Here is a 12,945-nt window from a genome sequence, read left to right on the forward strand (position 1 = left end):
CCATGAATGCAACTCTGACCAGTCCCGAGCTAACCCGTGCGGATCGCTGCGATCGCTGCGGTGCCGCTGCTCGTGTCCGTGCCACGCTGCCTTCCGGAGCTGAGCTTCTCTTCTGCCAGCATCACGCCAACGAGCACGAGGCGAAACTGACCGCGCTTTCCGCCGTCCTGGAGTTCAGCGGAAGCTAATTCCGCCGAACTCACCCGCCGGCAATGTGGGCGAGCGGGGCGGTCTTCGGTAATGCTGGACGGGTATGAGCGATCAAGTCGCAAAACCGTCGCGCCATCACATCTGGCGACTCAGTCTGAGGACTCTCTCGAAAAGCTGGGATGATTCCATCTTTTCCGAGTCGGCTCAGGCCGGTTTCTGGTCGGCGCTGTCGCTACCGCCACTGCTGCTGGGGATGCTGGGCAGCCTGGCCTACGTGGCACCGCTGTTCGGCCCGGACACGTTGACGGCGATCGAGAAGAGCATCATCTCCGCGATCCGCAGCTTCTTCTCGCCCAGCGTCGTCAACGAGATCATCGAGCCGACCATCCGCGACGTCACCGCCAACGCCCGTGGCGAGGTGGTGTCGGTCGGCTTCCTGATCTCGATGTGGGCGGGATCGTCGGCCATCTCGGCCTACGTCGATGCCGTGGTGGAGGCGCACGACCAGACTCCGCTGCGGCATCCCGTACGGCAGCGGCTCTTCGCCCTTTTCCTGTACATGGTGATGCTGGTCTTCGTGGTGGGGGCCGCGCCGGTGTTGGTGGTCGGTCCGCGCAAGGTGAGCGAACACATCCCCTACGACTTGGCCAACGTCCTGCGCTACGGCTACTACCCGGCGCTGATCCTCGGCCTGCTGGTCGGGGTGGTCATTCTGTACCGCGTGGCGCTGCCCGAACCCCTCCCGACGCACCGGCTGATCTTCGGCGCCGTTCTCGCCACGGCGGTCTTCCTGGTCGCCACGCTGGGCCTCCGGGTCTACCTGCGCTGGATTACCAGCACCGGCTACACCTACGGTGCGCTGGCCACACCGATAGCGTTCCTGCTGTTCGCGTTCTTCGGCGGTTTCGCGCTCATGCTGGGCGCCGAACTCAACGCCGCGATCCAAGAGGAGTTCCCGGCGCCGAAGACGCACGCCCACCGGCTGCGCAAGTGGCTGGAATCCCGCATCACTGTGCCGAAACGGGCGCCGGGTTCCCAGCCGGAGCCGGCGCCCGACAACGCAACCCTGTGACGGCTGAGCTGTCGCGGCGGGCCTAGCCCTTCTTCATCCGCTCGTAGATCTGCTTGCAATCCGGACAGACGGGCGAGCCCGGCTTGGCCGCCTTGGTGACGGGAAAAACCTCCCCGCACAATGCCACCACGTGGTTACCCATGACCGCGCTCTCGGCGATCTTGTCCTTCTTGACGTAGTGGAAGTACTTCGGCGTATCGCTGCCGGTCCCGTCGTCGACGCGTTCGTCGGTCTCGGTGCGCTCGATCGTCTGGGTCTGCATACCTGACATTGTGCCCGTAACTCGTTTCTGCCGGAATCAACCGGGTGTGGGAGAGTGGAGAAATGAAGCGCGAATCCGATCTGGGGTTCGACGATGATGGCCGGCCGGTGCTCATCACCGCCGCGGAACCCTCCTACGAGGAGCAGCACCGCGCCCGGGTCCGGAAATACTTGACGCTGATGGCGTTCCGAATCCCGGCGCTGATCCTGGCCGCGCTCGCGTACGGCGCCTGGCACAACGGTCTGATCTCACTGGCGATCGTGGCCGTTTCGATCCCATTGCCGTGGATGGCCGTCCTGATCGCCAACGACCGGCCACCGCGCCGTCCCGACGAACCTCGGCGGTTCGAGGATGCCCGGCGACGCACGCCGCTATTCCCGAGCGCCGAGCGGCCGGCGCTCGAGCCGCCGCGGCAACCGCACTCGACCTGGCCTCCTGGACCGCAGGGTTAAGAATAGTCGCACTTCTCAGGACATTCTCAGGTCGACGGGCACATTCCTGCACGTCAAGACGTGTGAGATGGCAAACGGCTGGGAACTCTCAGGGCTGATCTGTCGTTGAACTTGATGACAGTACAAGCTGAACGGGAGGTCGCTATGGCGAACGCCAGCACGAGCAGATTTGATGGCGATCTGGATGCTCAAAGCCCCGCCGCGGACCTCGTGCGCGTATATCTCAATGGCATCGGTAAGACGGCGCTGCTGAACGCGGCGGGCGAAGTTGAACTGGCCAAGCGCATCGAGGCTGGGCTCTATGCCGAGCATCTGCTCGAAACTCGCAAGCGCATCGGCGAGAACCGCCGACGCGACCTCCAGGCCGTAGTGCGCGATGGCGCGGCCGCGCGCCGTCACCTGCTGGAAGCGAACCTGCGTCTGGTGGTGTCGCTGGCCAAGCGCTACACGGGTCGCGGGATGCCGCTGCTGGACCTGATCCAGGAGGGCAACCTGGGCTTGATTCGCGCGATGGAAAAGTTCGACTACACAAAGGGTTTCAAGTTCTCCACCTATGCCACGTGGTGGATTCGCCAGGCCATCACCCGTGGCATGGCCGACCAGAGCCGCACCATCCGGCTGCCCGTGCACCTCGTTGAGCAGGTCAACAAGCTGGCGCGGATCAAGCGGGAGATGCACCAGAACCTCGGACGTGAGGCCACCGACGAGGAACTCGCCGCCGAGTCCGGCATCCCGGTCGAGAAGATCAACGACCTGCTCGAGCACAGCCGCGACCCGGTAAGCCTGGACATGCCGGTCGGCTCCGAGGAGGAAGCCCCGCTGGGCGATTTCATCGAGGACGCCGAGGCGATGTCCGCCGAGAACGCGGTGATCGCCGAGCTGCTGCACACCGACATCCGCAGCGTGCTCGCCACTCTCGACGAGCGCGAGCACCAGGTGATCCGGCTGCGCTTCGGCCTCGACGACGGCCAGCCACGCACCCTCGACCAGATCGGCAAGCTGTTCGGCCTCTCGCGCGAGCGGGTCCGGCAAATCGAGCGGGACGTAATGTCCAAACTCCGCCACGGCGAGCGCGCCGACCGGCTACGGTCGTACGCAAGCTAAGGCCCCGAAGCTAGTACAAGACGGTATGCCCGCCGCGGACGCGGCGGGCATACTGCTTGTCGGGGATGCGTTACACCCATTCGTGCAGCTGGCCAAGTAGACTCGGCGGCGATGGAAGGTGCTGAATGAACGACCTGGTTGACACCACCGAGATGTACCTGCGGACCATCTACGACCTCGAAGAAGAGGGCGTGACGCCCCTGCGTGCCCGTATCGCGGAACGCCTCGACCAGAGCGGGCCGACTGTCAGCCAAACCGTATCCCGCATGGAGCGCGACGGGCTGCTCCACGTCGCCGGCGACCGCCACCTCGAGCTCACCGACAAGGGACGGGCGCTGGCCATTTCCGTCATGCGCAAGCACCGCCTCGCCGAACGATTGCTCGTCGACGTCATCGGGGTGCCCTGGGAGGAAGTGCACGCCGAGGCATGCCGGTGGGAGCACGTGATGAGCGAGGACGTCGAGCGGCGGCTGGTCAAGGTGCTCAACCACCCGACCACCTCCCCCTTCGGTAACCCGATCCCGGGCCTGCTGGACCTGGGCGTGGGCCCCGAGTCCGGTGCCGACGACGGCAACCTCGTGCGGCTGACCGAGTTGCCGCCCGGCTCGCCGGTGGCCGTGGTCGTCCGCCAACTGACCGAACATGTGCAAGGCGACATCGACCTGATCACCCGTCTGAAGGACGCCGGCGTCGTCCCCAACGCCCGGGTGACCGTCGAGACCGGCCCCGCCGGGGTCACCATCGTCATCCCGGGCCACGAGAAGGTCACCCTGCCGCACGAGATGGCGCACGCCGTCAAGGTCGAGAAAGTCTGACCGCTCAGCGGGCTGCGTCGCCGTACGGCTAGCACGCCCTGCGGCCGAACGGCCGTCGCGGCGGTAACCGCACACCGAGCTCTTTGGCCAGTCGGTAGCCGGTGAGCGCCAGTTCCCGGATGTCCTCGGGCCGAAGCCCCGACTGCAACGCGGTGTCCAGCATGCCCGCCATCCGATGCTCGGGCTCGCAGCGCAGCGCGGCCTCCAGCGATACCCCGGCCAGCGGCCCGTCGCCGCGGGCGTAGGCGCTGAACGCGAGCAGTACCAGCGCCTCGACCCGCCAGGGTGGGGGTAGCGTGCGCGCCAGCAGCGCCCACAACGACTCCGCCTCGTCGGCGCTCTCGCCGACCGCCAGCGCGTAGAGGATGTCGCGCACCTGCGCGTCGCTCAGTGCGCAGCCCAGTTTCGCCAGCTCAGCTTCGGACAGTGCTTGGCCGGAGGCGACACGGGACGCGGCCACCATGGCGTGTTTCACGTCGCCGCGGGCGCAGCGGGCCGGATTCGCGCGATGGGCCGCCTGGCGCCTGGCCGCCTGCCGGTCGATCACGCGGGTCAATTCGGCGCTGCGCGCCATGTCCTCGACCGCGATGACGGCCTGCAGGTCGGCGCGCCGTGCGTAGAGCCGCCTGCCGTCAAGCACCGCCGCGGCGGCCAGCGGCGACGCCGACGGATCGTCGACGAGGCCGCTCGAACCACAGCCGTCCACACAATGCCAGCGCCCACCGAGCGCGACCCGGTCTACCACATGGGCGGCCAACAGCTCAATATCGTTCTCCGACAACGACTTTGCCAGCTCATCGCACAGCTGCCGGTATTCCTCGTTGCAGCACGGACAGTGCGCGCCCGCCGCGTCGACGATCACCGCGATCGCGGCGTCGGGCCGGGCCGCGGCGGCGACCTCCGCGAGGTGTCCGACCCGGGCGGGCAGCTCTTCGGAAAGGTCGACCCGCATCACCGCCCCGAGGTCGCCGTCGTCCAAAGACACTAATACCAATGAATTTTCGGGAACGAAGCCGAGAACGGCCGGCAGCGCGGCGATGAGTGCGCCGGGTCGGTTCAGTTTGAAGTCAGGTCGATGCGTCGTCATGGGCACCACGCTGACGGCCCCCACCGTCAGCCGGTGCTCGCGGGAACGGGTGGAATCCCGCGCCTGTGAATGAACCCAGCACTGTGAGTTGTGCTGCTCTACTGTTACCCCATGAGTTCGGCGCAAGAGTACGACATGGTGGTCATCGGTTCGGGGCCCGGCGGGCAAAAGGCCGCCATCGCCTCGGCCAAGCTCGGCAAGTCGGTCGCAATCGTCGAACGCGGCCAGATGCTCGGCGGCGTGTGCGTCCAGACCGGCACCATCCCGTCAAAGACGTTGCGCGAGGCCGTCCTTTACCTGACCGGGATGAGCCAACGCGAACTGTACGGCGCGAGCTACCGCGTCAAGGAGAAGATCACCCCGGCCGACCTGCTGGCCCGCACCCAGCACGTGATCGGCAAGGAAGTCGACGTGGTGCGCAACCAGTTGATGCGCAACCGCATCGACTTGTTGCTGGGCCACGGGCGGTTCGTCGACCCGCACACCATCGAGGTCGAAGACCCCTCCCGCCGCGAAAAATTAACCGTCAGCGGCAAATACATCGTCATCGCCACCGGCACCCGGCCGGCGCGGCCGTCCGGCGTCGAGTTCGACGAGGATCGGGTGCTCGACTCCGACGGGATCCTCGACCTCAAATCGCTGCCCACCTCCATGGTGGTGGTCGGCGCGGGTGTGATCGGCATCGAATACGCCTCGATGTTCGCCGCGCTGGGCACCAAGGTCACCGTCGTGGAGAAGCGGAACGACATGCTGGACTTCTGCGACCCCGAGGTCGTGGAGGCCCTGAAATTCCACCTGCGCGACCTGGCGGTGACGTTCCGGTTCGGTGAGGAAGTGACCGCGGTCGACGTCGGCGCGGCGGGCACCGTCACCACCTTGGCCAGCGGCAAGCAGATCCCGGCCGAGACGGTGATGTATTCCGCCGGGCGGCAGGGCCAGACCGACCACCTCGACCTGCAGAACGCCGAGCTGGAGGCCGACAACCGCGGCCGGATCTTCGTCGACGACTTCTTCCAGACCAAGGTGCCGCACATCTACGCCGTCGGCGACGTGATCGGCTTCCCCGCGCTAGCCGCGACCTCAATGGAACAGGGCCGACTGGCCGCTTACCACGCCTTCGGCGAGCCGACCGACGGCATCACCGAACTGCAGCCGATCGGCATCTACTCCATCCCCGAGGTCTCCTACGTGGGGGCCACCGAGGTCGAGCTGACGAAGAACGCGATCCCCTACGAGGTCGGCGTGGCCAGGTACCGGGAACTGGCCCGCGGCCAGATCGCCGGCGACTCCTACGGCATGCTCAAGCTGCTGGTGTCCACCGACGATCTCAAGCTGCTGGGCGTGCACATCTTCGGCACCAGCGCCACCGAAATGGTGCACATCGGGCAGGCCGTGATGGGCTGCGGCGGCACCGTCGAATACCTGGTGGACGCCGTGTTCAACTACCCCACTTTTTCGGAGGCCTACAAGGTGGCCGCGCTCGACGTGATGAACAAAGTGCGCGCGCTCAACCAGTTCCGCCGCTAACAGCTGTCGTCGAGTTCGCCCGGAATCAGGTCGCCGGGGCCGCCGGCATCGGCGCGGGCCAGCAACTGCGCGGTCTGCGCGTCGAACGGTGCGGAATAGGACACGTTCGCCGCGCACCCACCGCGCTCAAAACCACCGATCACCCCGGTGAGCGTGGTACCGCTGACCCAGGGCGCACCGCTGGTGCCGTCCACCAGCCCCTCGCACGGAAACGACGGGAACCCGCCCTCGGTCAATGACGTGCTGGCCTGACACCCGATGGGCGCGCCACCCACGCCGGCCGGATAGCCCATCACGGTGACGTGACTGCCGGGCGGCGGCGTCGTGCCCAGCGTCAACGCAAGGCCCGCGCGCGCTTCGACCGAACCCCCGGCGTCGTTACTCAGCCGTGCGATCGCATAGTCCGCGTTGGGATCCTTGCTGGCGGTCCAGCGGGGGTCGAGGTAGACGGCGTCGGCCTTCCACACGTCAGTCGGCGCGGGGGGCGCGTCGCCGACGAAACCCGGCACGAAAGTGATCTTGGTGGCCCCGGCCAGGCAGTGCGCGGCGGTCATCATCAGGTTGCCGCCCGCCGAGTGCACCACCGAACCCGTGCAGACGTGCAGCGGCCCGCTGTCGATGAAGATGGCGCCGACGCGCTTGTCCGGGTCCACCGGCCCCGCCACCGCCTTCTGCTGGGGCTGACCGAGCCGCTGCACCGGCGCGCTGCTCCGCGGCGGAGGCACCGGCGGAGCCGACGCACGATCGCCGGGCGGCCGCTTGCACGACGTCACCGACGTCGCCACGGCGACCACCAGGCACAGCATCACGGTCGGTACGCGCATCGGATTCATCATGCCTGACACCTGCGCGGCGGGCAGACTCCAACGCGTCGCGCGCCGCCCGACTTGCCGGCAAGACCCACTGGCGACCCCCGAGATGTGCTCATCAGTGATGAAACGCGAACTTCACATCGCTGTTTGATATTGGTGCCCACTGATTCGGGGGACACTGGTAGGGCACCCTGGAGAAACCCCCGAGAGGAGGCGATCCCGATGGCTCACGACCAGGAACCGCAGGAGCAGAACTACCAGCCGGGACAGGCCGGCATGTACGAGCTCGAGCTGCCGGCGCCGCAGTTGTCGACGTCGGATGGCCGAGGCCCCGTGCTGGTGCACGCGTTGGAGGGTTTCTCGGATGCCGGCCACGCGATCCGGCTGGCCTCGTCGCACCTGAAGGCGGCTCTGGACACCGAGCTGGTTGCGTCCTTCGCCATCGACGAACTGCTGGACTATCGGTCGCGGCGGCCGCTGATGACCTTCAAGACCGATCACTTCACCAACTACGACGACCCGGAACTGAGCTTGTACGCGTTGCGCGACACCATCGGCACCCCGTTCCTGCTGCTCGCCGGCATGGAACCGGATCTGAAGTGGGAGCGCTTCATCACCGCGGTACGCCTGCTGGCCGAGCGGCTCAACGTGCGTCAGACCATCGGCCTGGGCACCGTCCCGATGGCGGTTCCGCACACGCGGCCCATCACGATGACGGCGCACTCCAACAACCCCGAGTTGATCGCCGAATTCACGCCCTGGATTTCCGAGATCCAGGTCCCGGGCAGCGCGTCCAATCTGCTGGAATACCGGATGGCCCAGCACGGCCACGAGGTCGTCGGCTACACCGTGCATGTGCCGCACTACCTGACGCAGACCGACTACCCGGCCGCCGCCGAGGCGTTGCTCGAGCAGGTAGCCAAGATCGCGTCGCTCGAGCTGCCACTGACGCCGTTGACCGAAGCGGCGGCGGTGATTCGTTCCAAGATCGACGAGCAGGTCGAGGCGAGCGCGGAGGTTGCTCAAGTGGTGACCGCGCTCGAGCGCCAGTACGATGCCTTCATCGACGCTCAGGAGAACAGGTCGTTACTAACTCGGGACGAGGACCTGCCTAGCGGCGACGAGCTTGGCGCAGAGTTTGAGCGATTCCTCGCCCAGGAGGCGGAGAAGAAGCGGGACGACGACGACCAGGTCTGACCTTTCCACCCGGCCTTTGCCCGGCCCGACACGAAGGTTGGCGACATGACCGAGCGGAAGCGCAAGAGCACTCTCCGCCCGGTGCGCGAGGTCGCCGCACCCCGGCTTGAGTTTCGCACCATCCATGGCTACCAGCGGGCCTACCGGATCGCCGGTGATGGGCCGGCGATCCTGCTGGTCCACGGCATCGGTGACAACTCCACCACCTGGAATACCGTGCAGGCCAAGCTCGCCCAGCGGTTCACGGTCATCGCCCCGGACCTGTTGGGCCACGGGCGATCCGACAAACCACGCGCCGACTACTCGGTCGCCGCCTACGCCAACGGGATGCGCGACCTGCTCAGCGTGCTCGACATCGAGCGGGTCACGATCGTCGGTCATTCGCTGGGCGGCGGCGTGGCCATGCAATTCGCTTACCAATTCCCGCATTTGGTCGACCGGCTGATCCTGGTCGCGGCCGGTGGCGTCACCAAGGATGTCAACGTCGCCTTCCGGCTGGCCTCGTTGCCGATGGGCAGCGAGGCCCTGGCCTTACTGCGGCTTCCCCTCGTGCTGCCGGCGGTTCAGCTGGCGGGACGGATAGCGGGCCTGGCGATCGGATCGACCGGCCTGGGCCGCGACCTGCCCAACGTCTTGCGGATCCTCGATGACCTGCCGGAGCCGACGGCCTCGGCGGCTTTCAGCCGGACCCTGCGGGCGGTGGTGGACTGGCGCGGGCAGATCGTCACCATGCTCGACCGATGCTATTTGACCGAGGCCATCCCGGTGCAGATCGTCTGGGGCACCAAAGATGTGGTCGTCCCCGTCCGTCACGCACGGATGGCGCATGCCGCCATGCCCGGCTCCCGCCTGGAAATCTTCCAAGGCTCCGGCCACTTCCCCTTCCACGACGACCCGGCCCGCTTCATCGACGTGGTCGAACGCTTCATCGACAGCACCGCGCCCGCCGAATACGATCAGGCCGCCCTGCGCGGATTGCTCCGCAGCGGCGGCGGTGAGAAGGCCGTCAGCGGCCCCGCCCCCACCCGCGTCGCCGTGCTGAACGCCATGGGTTCCGACGAACGCAGCGCTACCTGAACCACCTTGATCGGTGCGGCCGCATCCAGGGCCGTACAGTCGGGCCATGGGTATCGACGTCACCGTGTTGCGGGTGTTCACCGATTCGCACGGGAATTTCGGCAATCCGCTCGGCGTCGTGGATGCCGCCCAGGTCGAACCCGCCGATCGGCAACGGCTGGCAACTCAATTGGGCTACAGCGAAACGGTTTACATCGATCTTCCGGCCGCCGGATCAACAACCGCGCACGCCACCATTTACACCCCACTAATCCAGATTGCGTTCGCCGGGCACCCCACCGTCGGCGCGGCGTGGTGGCTGCATGAGAACGGAACGCCGATCAACACGCTGCAGGTGACGGCCGGCATCGTGCAGGTGAGCTATGGGGCGGGCCGCGCGGGCATCAGCGCACGCTCGGAGTGGGCGCCCGAGGTTGCCCTCCACGAATTCGACTCAGCCGACGACCTTCTCGCCGCCGACCCGGGAGATTTTCCCGACGACACGGCGCACTACCTCTGGGCCTGGACCGATCGGGCCGGCGGATCGCTGCGCGCCCGCATGTTTGCCGCCAACCTCGGCGTGCCGGAGGACGAAGCGACCGGCTCGGCCGCGATGCGAATCACCGACTACCTCAGCCGCGACCTACACATCACCCAGGGCAAGGGGTCGATCATCGAGACGACGTGGAACGCCGAGGGTTGGGTTGCGGTGGCCGGGCATGTTGTCAATGACGGTGTGACGCACCTGAACTGACCGCGGGCCAGCTCCCCCGCTCCCCGCTCAGCGCTGCCGGTGCAGCACCGCGGCGAGGTGATGCTGCAGAGGTTGCCCGACCGCGCCCATCCGCACCGAATACGAGAGCTCGTCGCCGTCGATGCGGAAGGTACGGCCAAGCGCGGTCACCTCTTTGGCGGTCGGAGTCAGCCCGATCTCCGTTGTGGACAGCTCGATCTCGATCAGGCCGCCGGTGGCCGAATACGTGCCCACCTCGATTTCGGTGATGCCGCTCGGGTGGGCCAGGACCAGTTCGACGTGACCGGGTTGCGGCACGCGGAGGTATCCGGTCTCGGCATGCAACGGCTTGCCGTCGGGCGCCCTGGTCTTTTGCGCGTACGCCAGAAACGGCTTGCCGACATGGGAGAAGACCACTTCTTCGCGATAATCGAAGGGCTGGATCGTCGGGTACTCGCCCGCGCCCTGGCCGGCCCACGTCCCCAAGAGTGGTGCCAGGGCCTCGAGATCGGGATGCAAGTCAGTGGGCATGCAAACGAGCGTAGGCCGGGACGGTTAGAGCCGGGCCGTCAGCTCGGTGTTGTCACCTGGCGGTGTTCGCGCAGCGCCTGGATCTCGCGCTCGAAATCGTCCGCGGACTCAAACGAGCGGTACACCGAGGCGAACCGCAGGTAGGCCACTTCATCGAGGTCGCGCAGCGGGCCGAGGATGGCCAGGCCGACCTCATGACTCGCGACCTCTGGGGAACCCGCGGCGCGCACGGTGTCCTCGACCTGTTGGGCGAGCAGGTTCAGCGCATCGTCGTCCACCTGGCGGCCCTGACAGGCCCGGCGGACACCGCTGATGACCTTCTCCCTGCTGAATGGTTCGGTGACTCCGCTGCGTTTGACCACGGCCAGCACCGCGGTCTCCACAGTGGTGAAACGCCGTCCGCACTCGGGGCACGATCGGCGGCGCCGGATCGCCTGCCCTTCATCGGTTTCCCTGGAGTCGATCACCCGGGAATCGGGATGACGGCAGAACGGGCAATGCATGACCGCTCCTTCACCGTGCCGACAACCAGGTACCGCAGCACCCCGAGCGTACCCGCGCGCTCAGCAGCGCGGGTAGTGCAGCCGCGAAGCGTCGAAGCCCACCGCTGTGAGGTCCAGGGCATGAGCGGAGCGGTCCCCGCAAGGGCGGCCGTCAGCCGATCGGGGCGATCAGGGTCTGGCCCGCCATCACGGTCGGCGAGTTCATGTCGTTGAGTTCGCGGATGCGGTCGGCGACTTGGCGGGCCGGCGCGTCGGGCGCCACGCGGTGAGCGACGTCTTGCAGCGACTCCCCCGCCTCGACGCGCACGACGGCCAACCGGTCGGGTACGTGCGCAGCCGAACTCCCAGAATCTCCGTTGAGCACCTGACCGACGTTCCCGACGAGGCCCAGCCACAGGGTGATCGCGCCGGCGGCCAGCGCCAGCCAGACGGTGGTCGCCACCGTGACGGGACGCTTGCGATGAGGCGCGGCGGACATCGCGACGCCCGTGCCGTAGTAGCGCGTGGGCGCGCCCGCCGGCCGCGACGGGACGGGCCGGCGAGAACGGGCCAGCCCGTCCCGGCCGTAACGGAGGCCCTGTACCGGTCCGTTGACCGGACGCCGAGGGCTGCTGGTACGCGACGCCAGCGTGTAAATGGTTGTCATCTGCGTTCCTCCGGTCAACTAAATTCGCTCAGCTGTTCGACTGTATCGCTCGTGTGTTCGAAATCCGAACATGTGAGCGAAGCGTGTCGCACGAGTCGAACGCTAGACCACGCCACCGACAAGCTCGGGGCCGCTAGAGCTGACATGCGGCTGAAATACCCCATCCGCCGAAGAGTTACACCTTTGTGATTAACCACTTCGGCGCGTGGTTTGCGACCACCTCGGCACCGCGACACGCCAGTCGAACACATGTTTGATTCTTGGGCGCAGTGGGGCTACATTCAGTGCCATGAGCGACAGCAAGGGCACCTCATCGGCCGGCACGGACGGCCGGCTGCACGCCGTGGGTTCATCGCTGACCGAACGGCAGCGCACCATTTTGAACGTCATTCGCGTGTCGGTCACCAGCCGCGGTTACCCGCCGAGCATCCGGGAGATCGGCGACGCCGTCGGTCTGACGTCGACATCGTCGGTGGCCCATCAGCTGCGCACCCTGGAGCGCAAGGGATACCTGCGTCGCGACCCGAACCGCCCCCGGGCGGTCGATGTCCGGGGAGCCGATGACGAGATGGCGGCACCGGCCACCGAAGTCGCCGGCTCGGACGCGCTGCCGGAGCCGACGTACGTTCCCGTCCTCGGTCGCATCGCCGCCGGCGGACCCATCCTCGCCGAGGAAGCCGTCGAGGACGTCTTTCCGCTGCCGCGCGAGCTGGTCGGCGAGGGAACGCTCTTCCTACTTAAGGTCGTCGGTGACTCCATGGTCGAGGCGGCGATCTGCGACGGCGACTGGGTGGTGGTGCGACAGCAAAGCGTCGCCGACAACGGCGACATCGTCGCGGCCATGCTCGACGGGGAAGCCACCGTGAAGACGTTCAAGCGCGCGGGCGGTCAGGTATGGCTGATGCCACACAACCCGGCGTTCGATCCTATTCCCGGCAATGACGCGACCGTGCTCGGCAAGGTCGTCACAGTGATCCGCAAGGTCTAGCCCGGCTGAC

General features: G+C 67.0%; 16 protein-coding genes. 10 read left to right on the top strand and 6 right to left on the bottom strand.

Features of this window, described 5'->3' with window-relative positions; all coding sequences use genetic code 11:
- The first annotated feature begins 2 nt into the window (after nt 1-2).
- Complete coding sequence (locus tag AWC17_RS28755; protein ID WP_046185832.1) at nt 3-188, top strand: DUF7455 domain-containing protein; 186 nt, start codon at nt 3-5, stop codon at nt 186-188.
- Nucleotides 189-253: 65 nt separating this feature from the next.
- Entirely contained in the window at nt 254-1,222 is a 969-nt protein-coding gene (locus AWC17_RS28760) for a YihY/virulence factor BrkB family protein (protein WP_046185830.1), read from the top strand.
- A 22-nt stretch (nt 1,223-1,244) separates the two neighbouring features.
- Here AWC17_RS28760 and AWC17_RS28765 read toward each other — a convergent pair whose 3' ends face one another.
- The gene (locus AWC17_RS28765; protein WP_046185829.1) at nt 1,245-1,484 is read right to left on the bottom strand and encodes a DUF3039 domain-containing protein; all 240 of its coding nucleotides are present in this window, start codon (nt 1,482-1,484) and stop codon (nt 1,245-1,247) included.
- Between the two features lie 44 nt (nt 1,485-1,528).
- Between AWC17_RS28765 and AWC17_RS28770 the strand changes: the two genes are divergently transcribed.
- From AWC17_RS28770 to AWC17_RS28780, 3 genes are all read left to right on the top strand, one after another.
- Entirely contained in the window at nt 1,529-1,936 is a 408-nt protein-coding gene (locus tag AWC17_RS28770) for a DUF3099 domain-containing protein (protein WP_372517428.1), read from the top strand.
- Between the two features lie 114 nt (nt 1,937-2,050).
- Nucleotides 2,051-3,040 carry a sigma-70 family RNA polymerase sigma factor SigB gene (gene sigB, locus AWC17_RS28775; protein WP_082123142.1) on the top strand — a complete coding sequence of 330 codons (990 nt, stop codon included), beginning with the start codon at nt 2,051-2,053 and terminating at the stop codon, nt 3,038-3,040.
- Between the two features lie 125 nt (nt 3,041-3,165).
- Nucleotides 3,166-3,855 carry an iron-dependent transcriptional repressor DtxR gene (locus tag AWC17_RS28780; RefSeq protein ID WP_046185826.1) on the top strand — a complete coding sequence of 230 codons (690 nt, stop codon included), beginning with the start codon at nt 3,166-3,168 and terminating at the stop codon, nt 3,853-3,855.
- A 28-nt stretch (nt 3,856-3,883) separates the two neighbouring features.
- Here AWC17_RS28780 and AWC17_RS28785 read toward each other — a convergent pair whose 3' ends face one another.
- Complete coding sequence (locus tag AWC17_RS28785; protein ID WP_085165600.1) at nt 3,884-4,942, bottom strand: DUF4192 domain-containing protein; 1,059 nt, start codon at nt 4,940-4,942, stop codon at nt 3,884-3,886.
- A gap of 111 nt (nt 4,943-5,053) precedes the next feature.
- Between AWC17_RS28785 and sthA the strand changes: the two genes are divergently transcribed.
- Nucleotides 5,054-6,469: a Si-specific NAD(P)(+) transhydrogenase gene (sthA, locus tag AWC17_RS28790; protein ID WP_046185824.1), complete on the top strand. Its 1,416-nt coding sequence runs from the start codon at nt 5,054-5,056 to the stop codon at nt 6,467-6,469.
- Here sthA and AWC17_RS28795 read toward each other — a convergent pair.
- Complete coding sequence (locus AWC17_RS28795) at nt 6,466-7,305, bottom strand: trypsin-like serine peptidase (protein ID WP_047323288.1); 840 nt, start codon at nt 7,303-7,305, stop codon at nt 6,466-6,468. The two genes, sthA and AWC17_RS28795, sit on opposite strands and share 4 nt — an antisense overlap.
- 198 nt (nt 7,306-7,503) lie before the next feature.
- Here AWC17_RS28795 and AWC17_RS28800 point away from each other — a divergent pair, with 198 nt between their 5' ends.
- The 3 genes from AWC17_RS28800 to AWC17_RS28810 are packed head-to-tail and all read left to right on the top strand — an operon-like array spanning nt 7,504 to nt 10,288.
- Nucleotides 7,504-8,478: a proteasome assembly chaperone family protein gene (locus AWC17_RS28800; protein ID WP_046184808.1), complete on the top strand. Its 975-nt coding sequence runs from the start codon at nt 7,504-7,506 to the stop codon at nt 8,476-8,478.
- 45 nt (nt 8,479-8,523) lie between these two features.
- A complete protein-coding gene (locus tag AWC17_RS28805; protein WP_046184809.1) occupies nt 8,524-9,555 on the top strand; it encodes an alpha/beta fold hydrolase in 1,032 nt (343 codons plus the stop codon).
- A 46-nt stretch (nt 9,556-9,601) separates the two neighbouring features.
- A complete protein-coding gene (locus tag AWC17_RS28810; protein WP_085165564.1) occupies nt 9,602-10,288 on the top strand; it encodes a PhzF family phenazine biosynthesis protein in 687 nt (228 codons plus the stop codon).
- A gap of 27 nt (nt 10,289-10,315) precedes the next feature.
- On the opposite strand, the gene AWC17_RS28815 is transcribed toward AWC17_RS28810, so the two are convergent.
- The 3 genes from AWC17_RS28815 to AWC17_RS28825 all read right to left on the bottom strand — a co-directional run bounded on the left by AWC17_RS28815 (nt 10,316) and on the right by AWC17_RS28825 (nt 11,947).
- Nucleotides 10,316-10,798 (bottom strand): peroxynitrite isomerase, encoded by a 483-nt coding sequence (locus AWC17_RS28815; RefSeq protein ID WP_047323287.1) that lies wholly within the window; start codon nt 10,796-10,798, stop codon nt 10,316-10,318.
- A gap of 38 nt (nt 10,799-10,836) precedes the next feature.
- Nucleotides 10,837-11,301 (bottom strand): transcriptional regulator NrdR, encoded by a 465-nt coding sequence (nrdR, locus tag AWC17_RS28820; protein WP_046184812.1) that lies wholly within the window; start codon nt 11,299-11,301, stop codon nt 10,837-10,839.
- A 151-nt stretch (nt 11,302-11,452) separates the two neighbouring features.
- Nucleotides 11,453-11,947 (bottom strand): LysM peptidoglycan-binding domain-containing protein, encoded by a 495-nt coding sequence (locus AWC17_RS28825; protein WP_047323286.1) that lies wholly within the window; start codon nt 11,945-11,947, stop codon nt 11,453-11,455.
- Between the two features lie 289 nt (nt 11,948-12,236).
- Between AWC17_RS28825 and lexA the strand changes: the two genes are divergently transcribed.
- Complete coding sequence (gene lexA, locus AWC17_RS28830; protein ID WP_085165566.1) at nt 12,237-12,935, top strand: transcriptional repressor LexA; 699 nt, start codon at nt 12,237-12,239, stop codon at nt 12,933-12,935.
- The last annotated feature ends 10 nt before the right edge of the window (nt 12,936-12,945 follow it).

The sequence above is a fragment of the Mycobacterium nebraskense genome (assembly GCF_002102255.1).
In the GTDB taxonomy this organism is placed as follows: domain Bacteria; phylum Actinomycetota; class Actinomycetes; order Mycobacteriales; family Mycobacteriaceae; genus Mycobacterium; species Mycobacterium nebraskense.

Bases quoted from the DNA above. Each gene is read 5' to 3' on its own strand.
- AWC17_RS28785 (WP_085165600.1), bottom strand. From the start codon at position 4,942: ATGACGACGCATCGACCTGACTTCAAACTGAACCGACCCGGCGCACTC.
- sigB (WP_082123142.1), top strand. From the start codon at position 2,051: ATGACAGTACAAGCTGAACGGGAGGTCGCTATGGCGAACGCCAGCACG.
- AWC17_RS28760 (WP_046185830.1), top strand. From the start codon at position 254: ATGAGCGATCAAGTCGCAAAACCGTCGCGCCATCACATCTGGCGACTC.
- AWC17_RS28755 (WP_046185832.1), top strand. From the start codon at position 3: ATGAATGCAACTCTGACCAGTCCCGAGCTAACCCGTGCGGATCGCTGC.
- AWC17_RS28765 (WP_046185829.1), bottom strand. From the start codon at position 1,484: ATGCAGACCCAGACGATCGAGCGCACCGAGACCGACGAACGCGTCGAC.
- AWC17_RS28810 (WP_085165564.1), top strand. From the start codon at position 9,602: ATGGGTATCGACGTCACCGTGTTGCGGGTGTTCACCGATTCGCACGGG.
- AWC17_RS28795 (WP_047323288.1), bottom strand. From the start codon at position 7,305: ATGATGAATCCGATGCGCGTACCGACCGTGATGCTGTGCCTGGTGGTC.
- nrdR (WP_046184812.1), bottom strand. From the start codon at position 11,301: ATGCATTGCCCGTTCTGCCGTCATCCCGATTCCCGGGTGATCGACTCC.
- AWC17_RS28780 (WP_046185826.1), top strand. From the start codon at position 3,166: ATGAACGACCTGGTTGACACCACCGAGATGTACCTGCGGACCATCTAC.
- AWC17_RS28825 (WP_047323286.1), bottom strand. From the start codon at position 11,947: ATGACAACCATTTACACGCTGGCGTCGCGTACCAGCAGCCCTCGGCGT.
- AWC17_RS28815 (WP_047323287.1), bottom strand. From the start codon at position 10,798: ATGCCCACTGACTTGCATCCCGATCTCGAGGCCCTGGCACCACTCTTG.
- AWC17_RS28800 (WP_046184808.1), top strand. From the start codon at position 7,504: ATGGCTCACGACCAGGAACCGCAGGAGCAGAACTACCAGCCGGGACAG.
- AWC17_RS28805 (WP_046184809.1), top strand. From the start codon at position 8,524: ATGACCGAGCGGAAGCGCAAGAGCACTCTCCGCCCGGTGCGCGAGGTC.
- sthA (WP_046185824.1), top strand. From the start codon at position 5,054: ATGAGTTCGGCGCAAGAGTACGACATGGTGGTCATCGGTTCGGGGCCC.
- lexA (WP_085165566.1), top strand. From the start codon at position 12,237: ATGAGCGACAGCAAGGGCACCTCATCGGCCGGCACGGACGGCCGGCTG.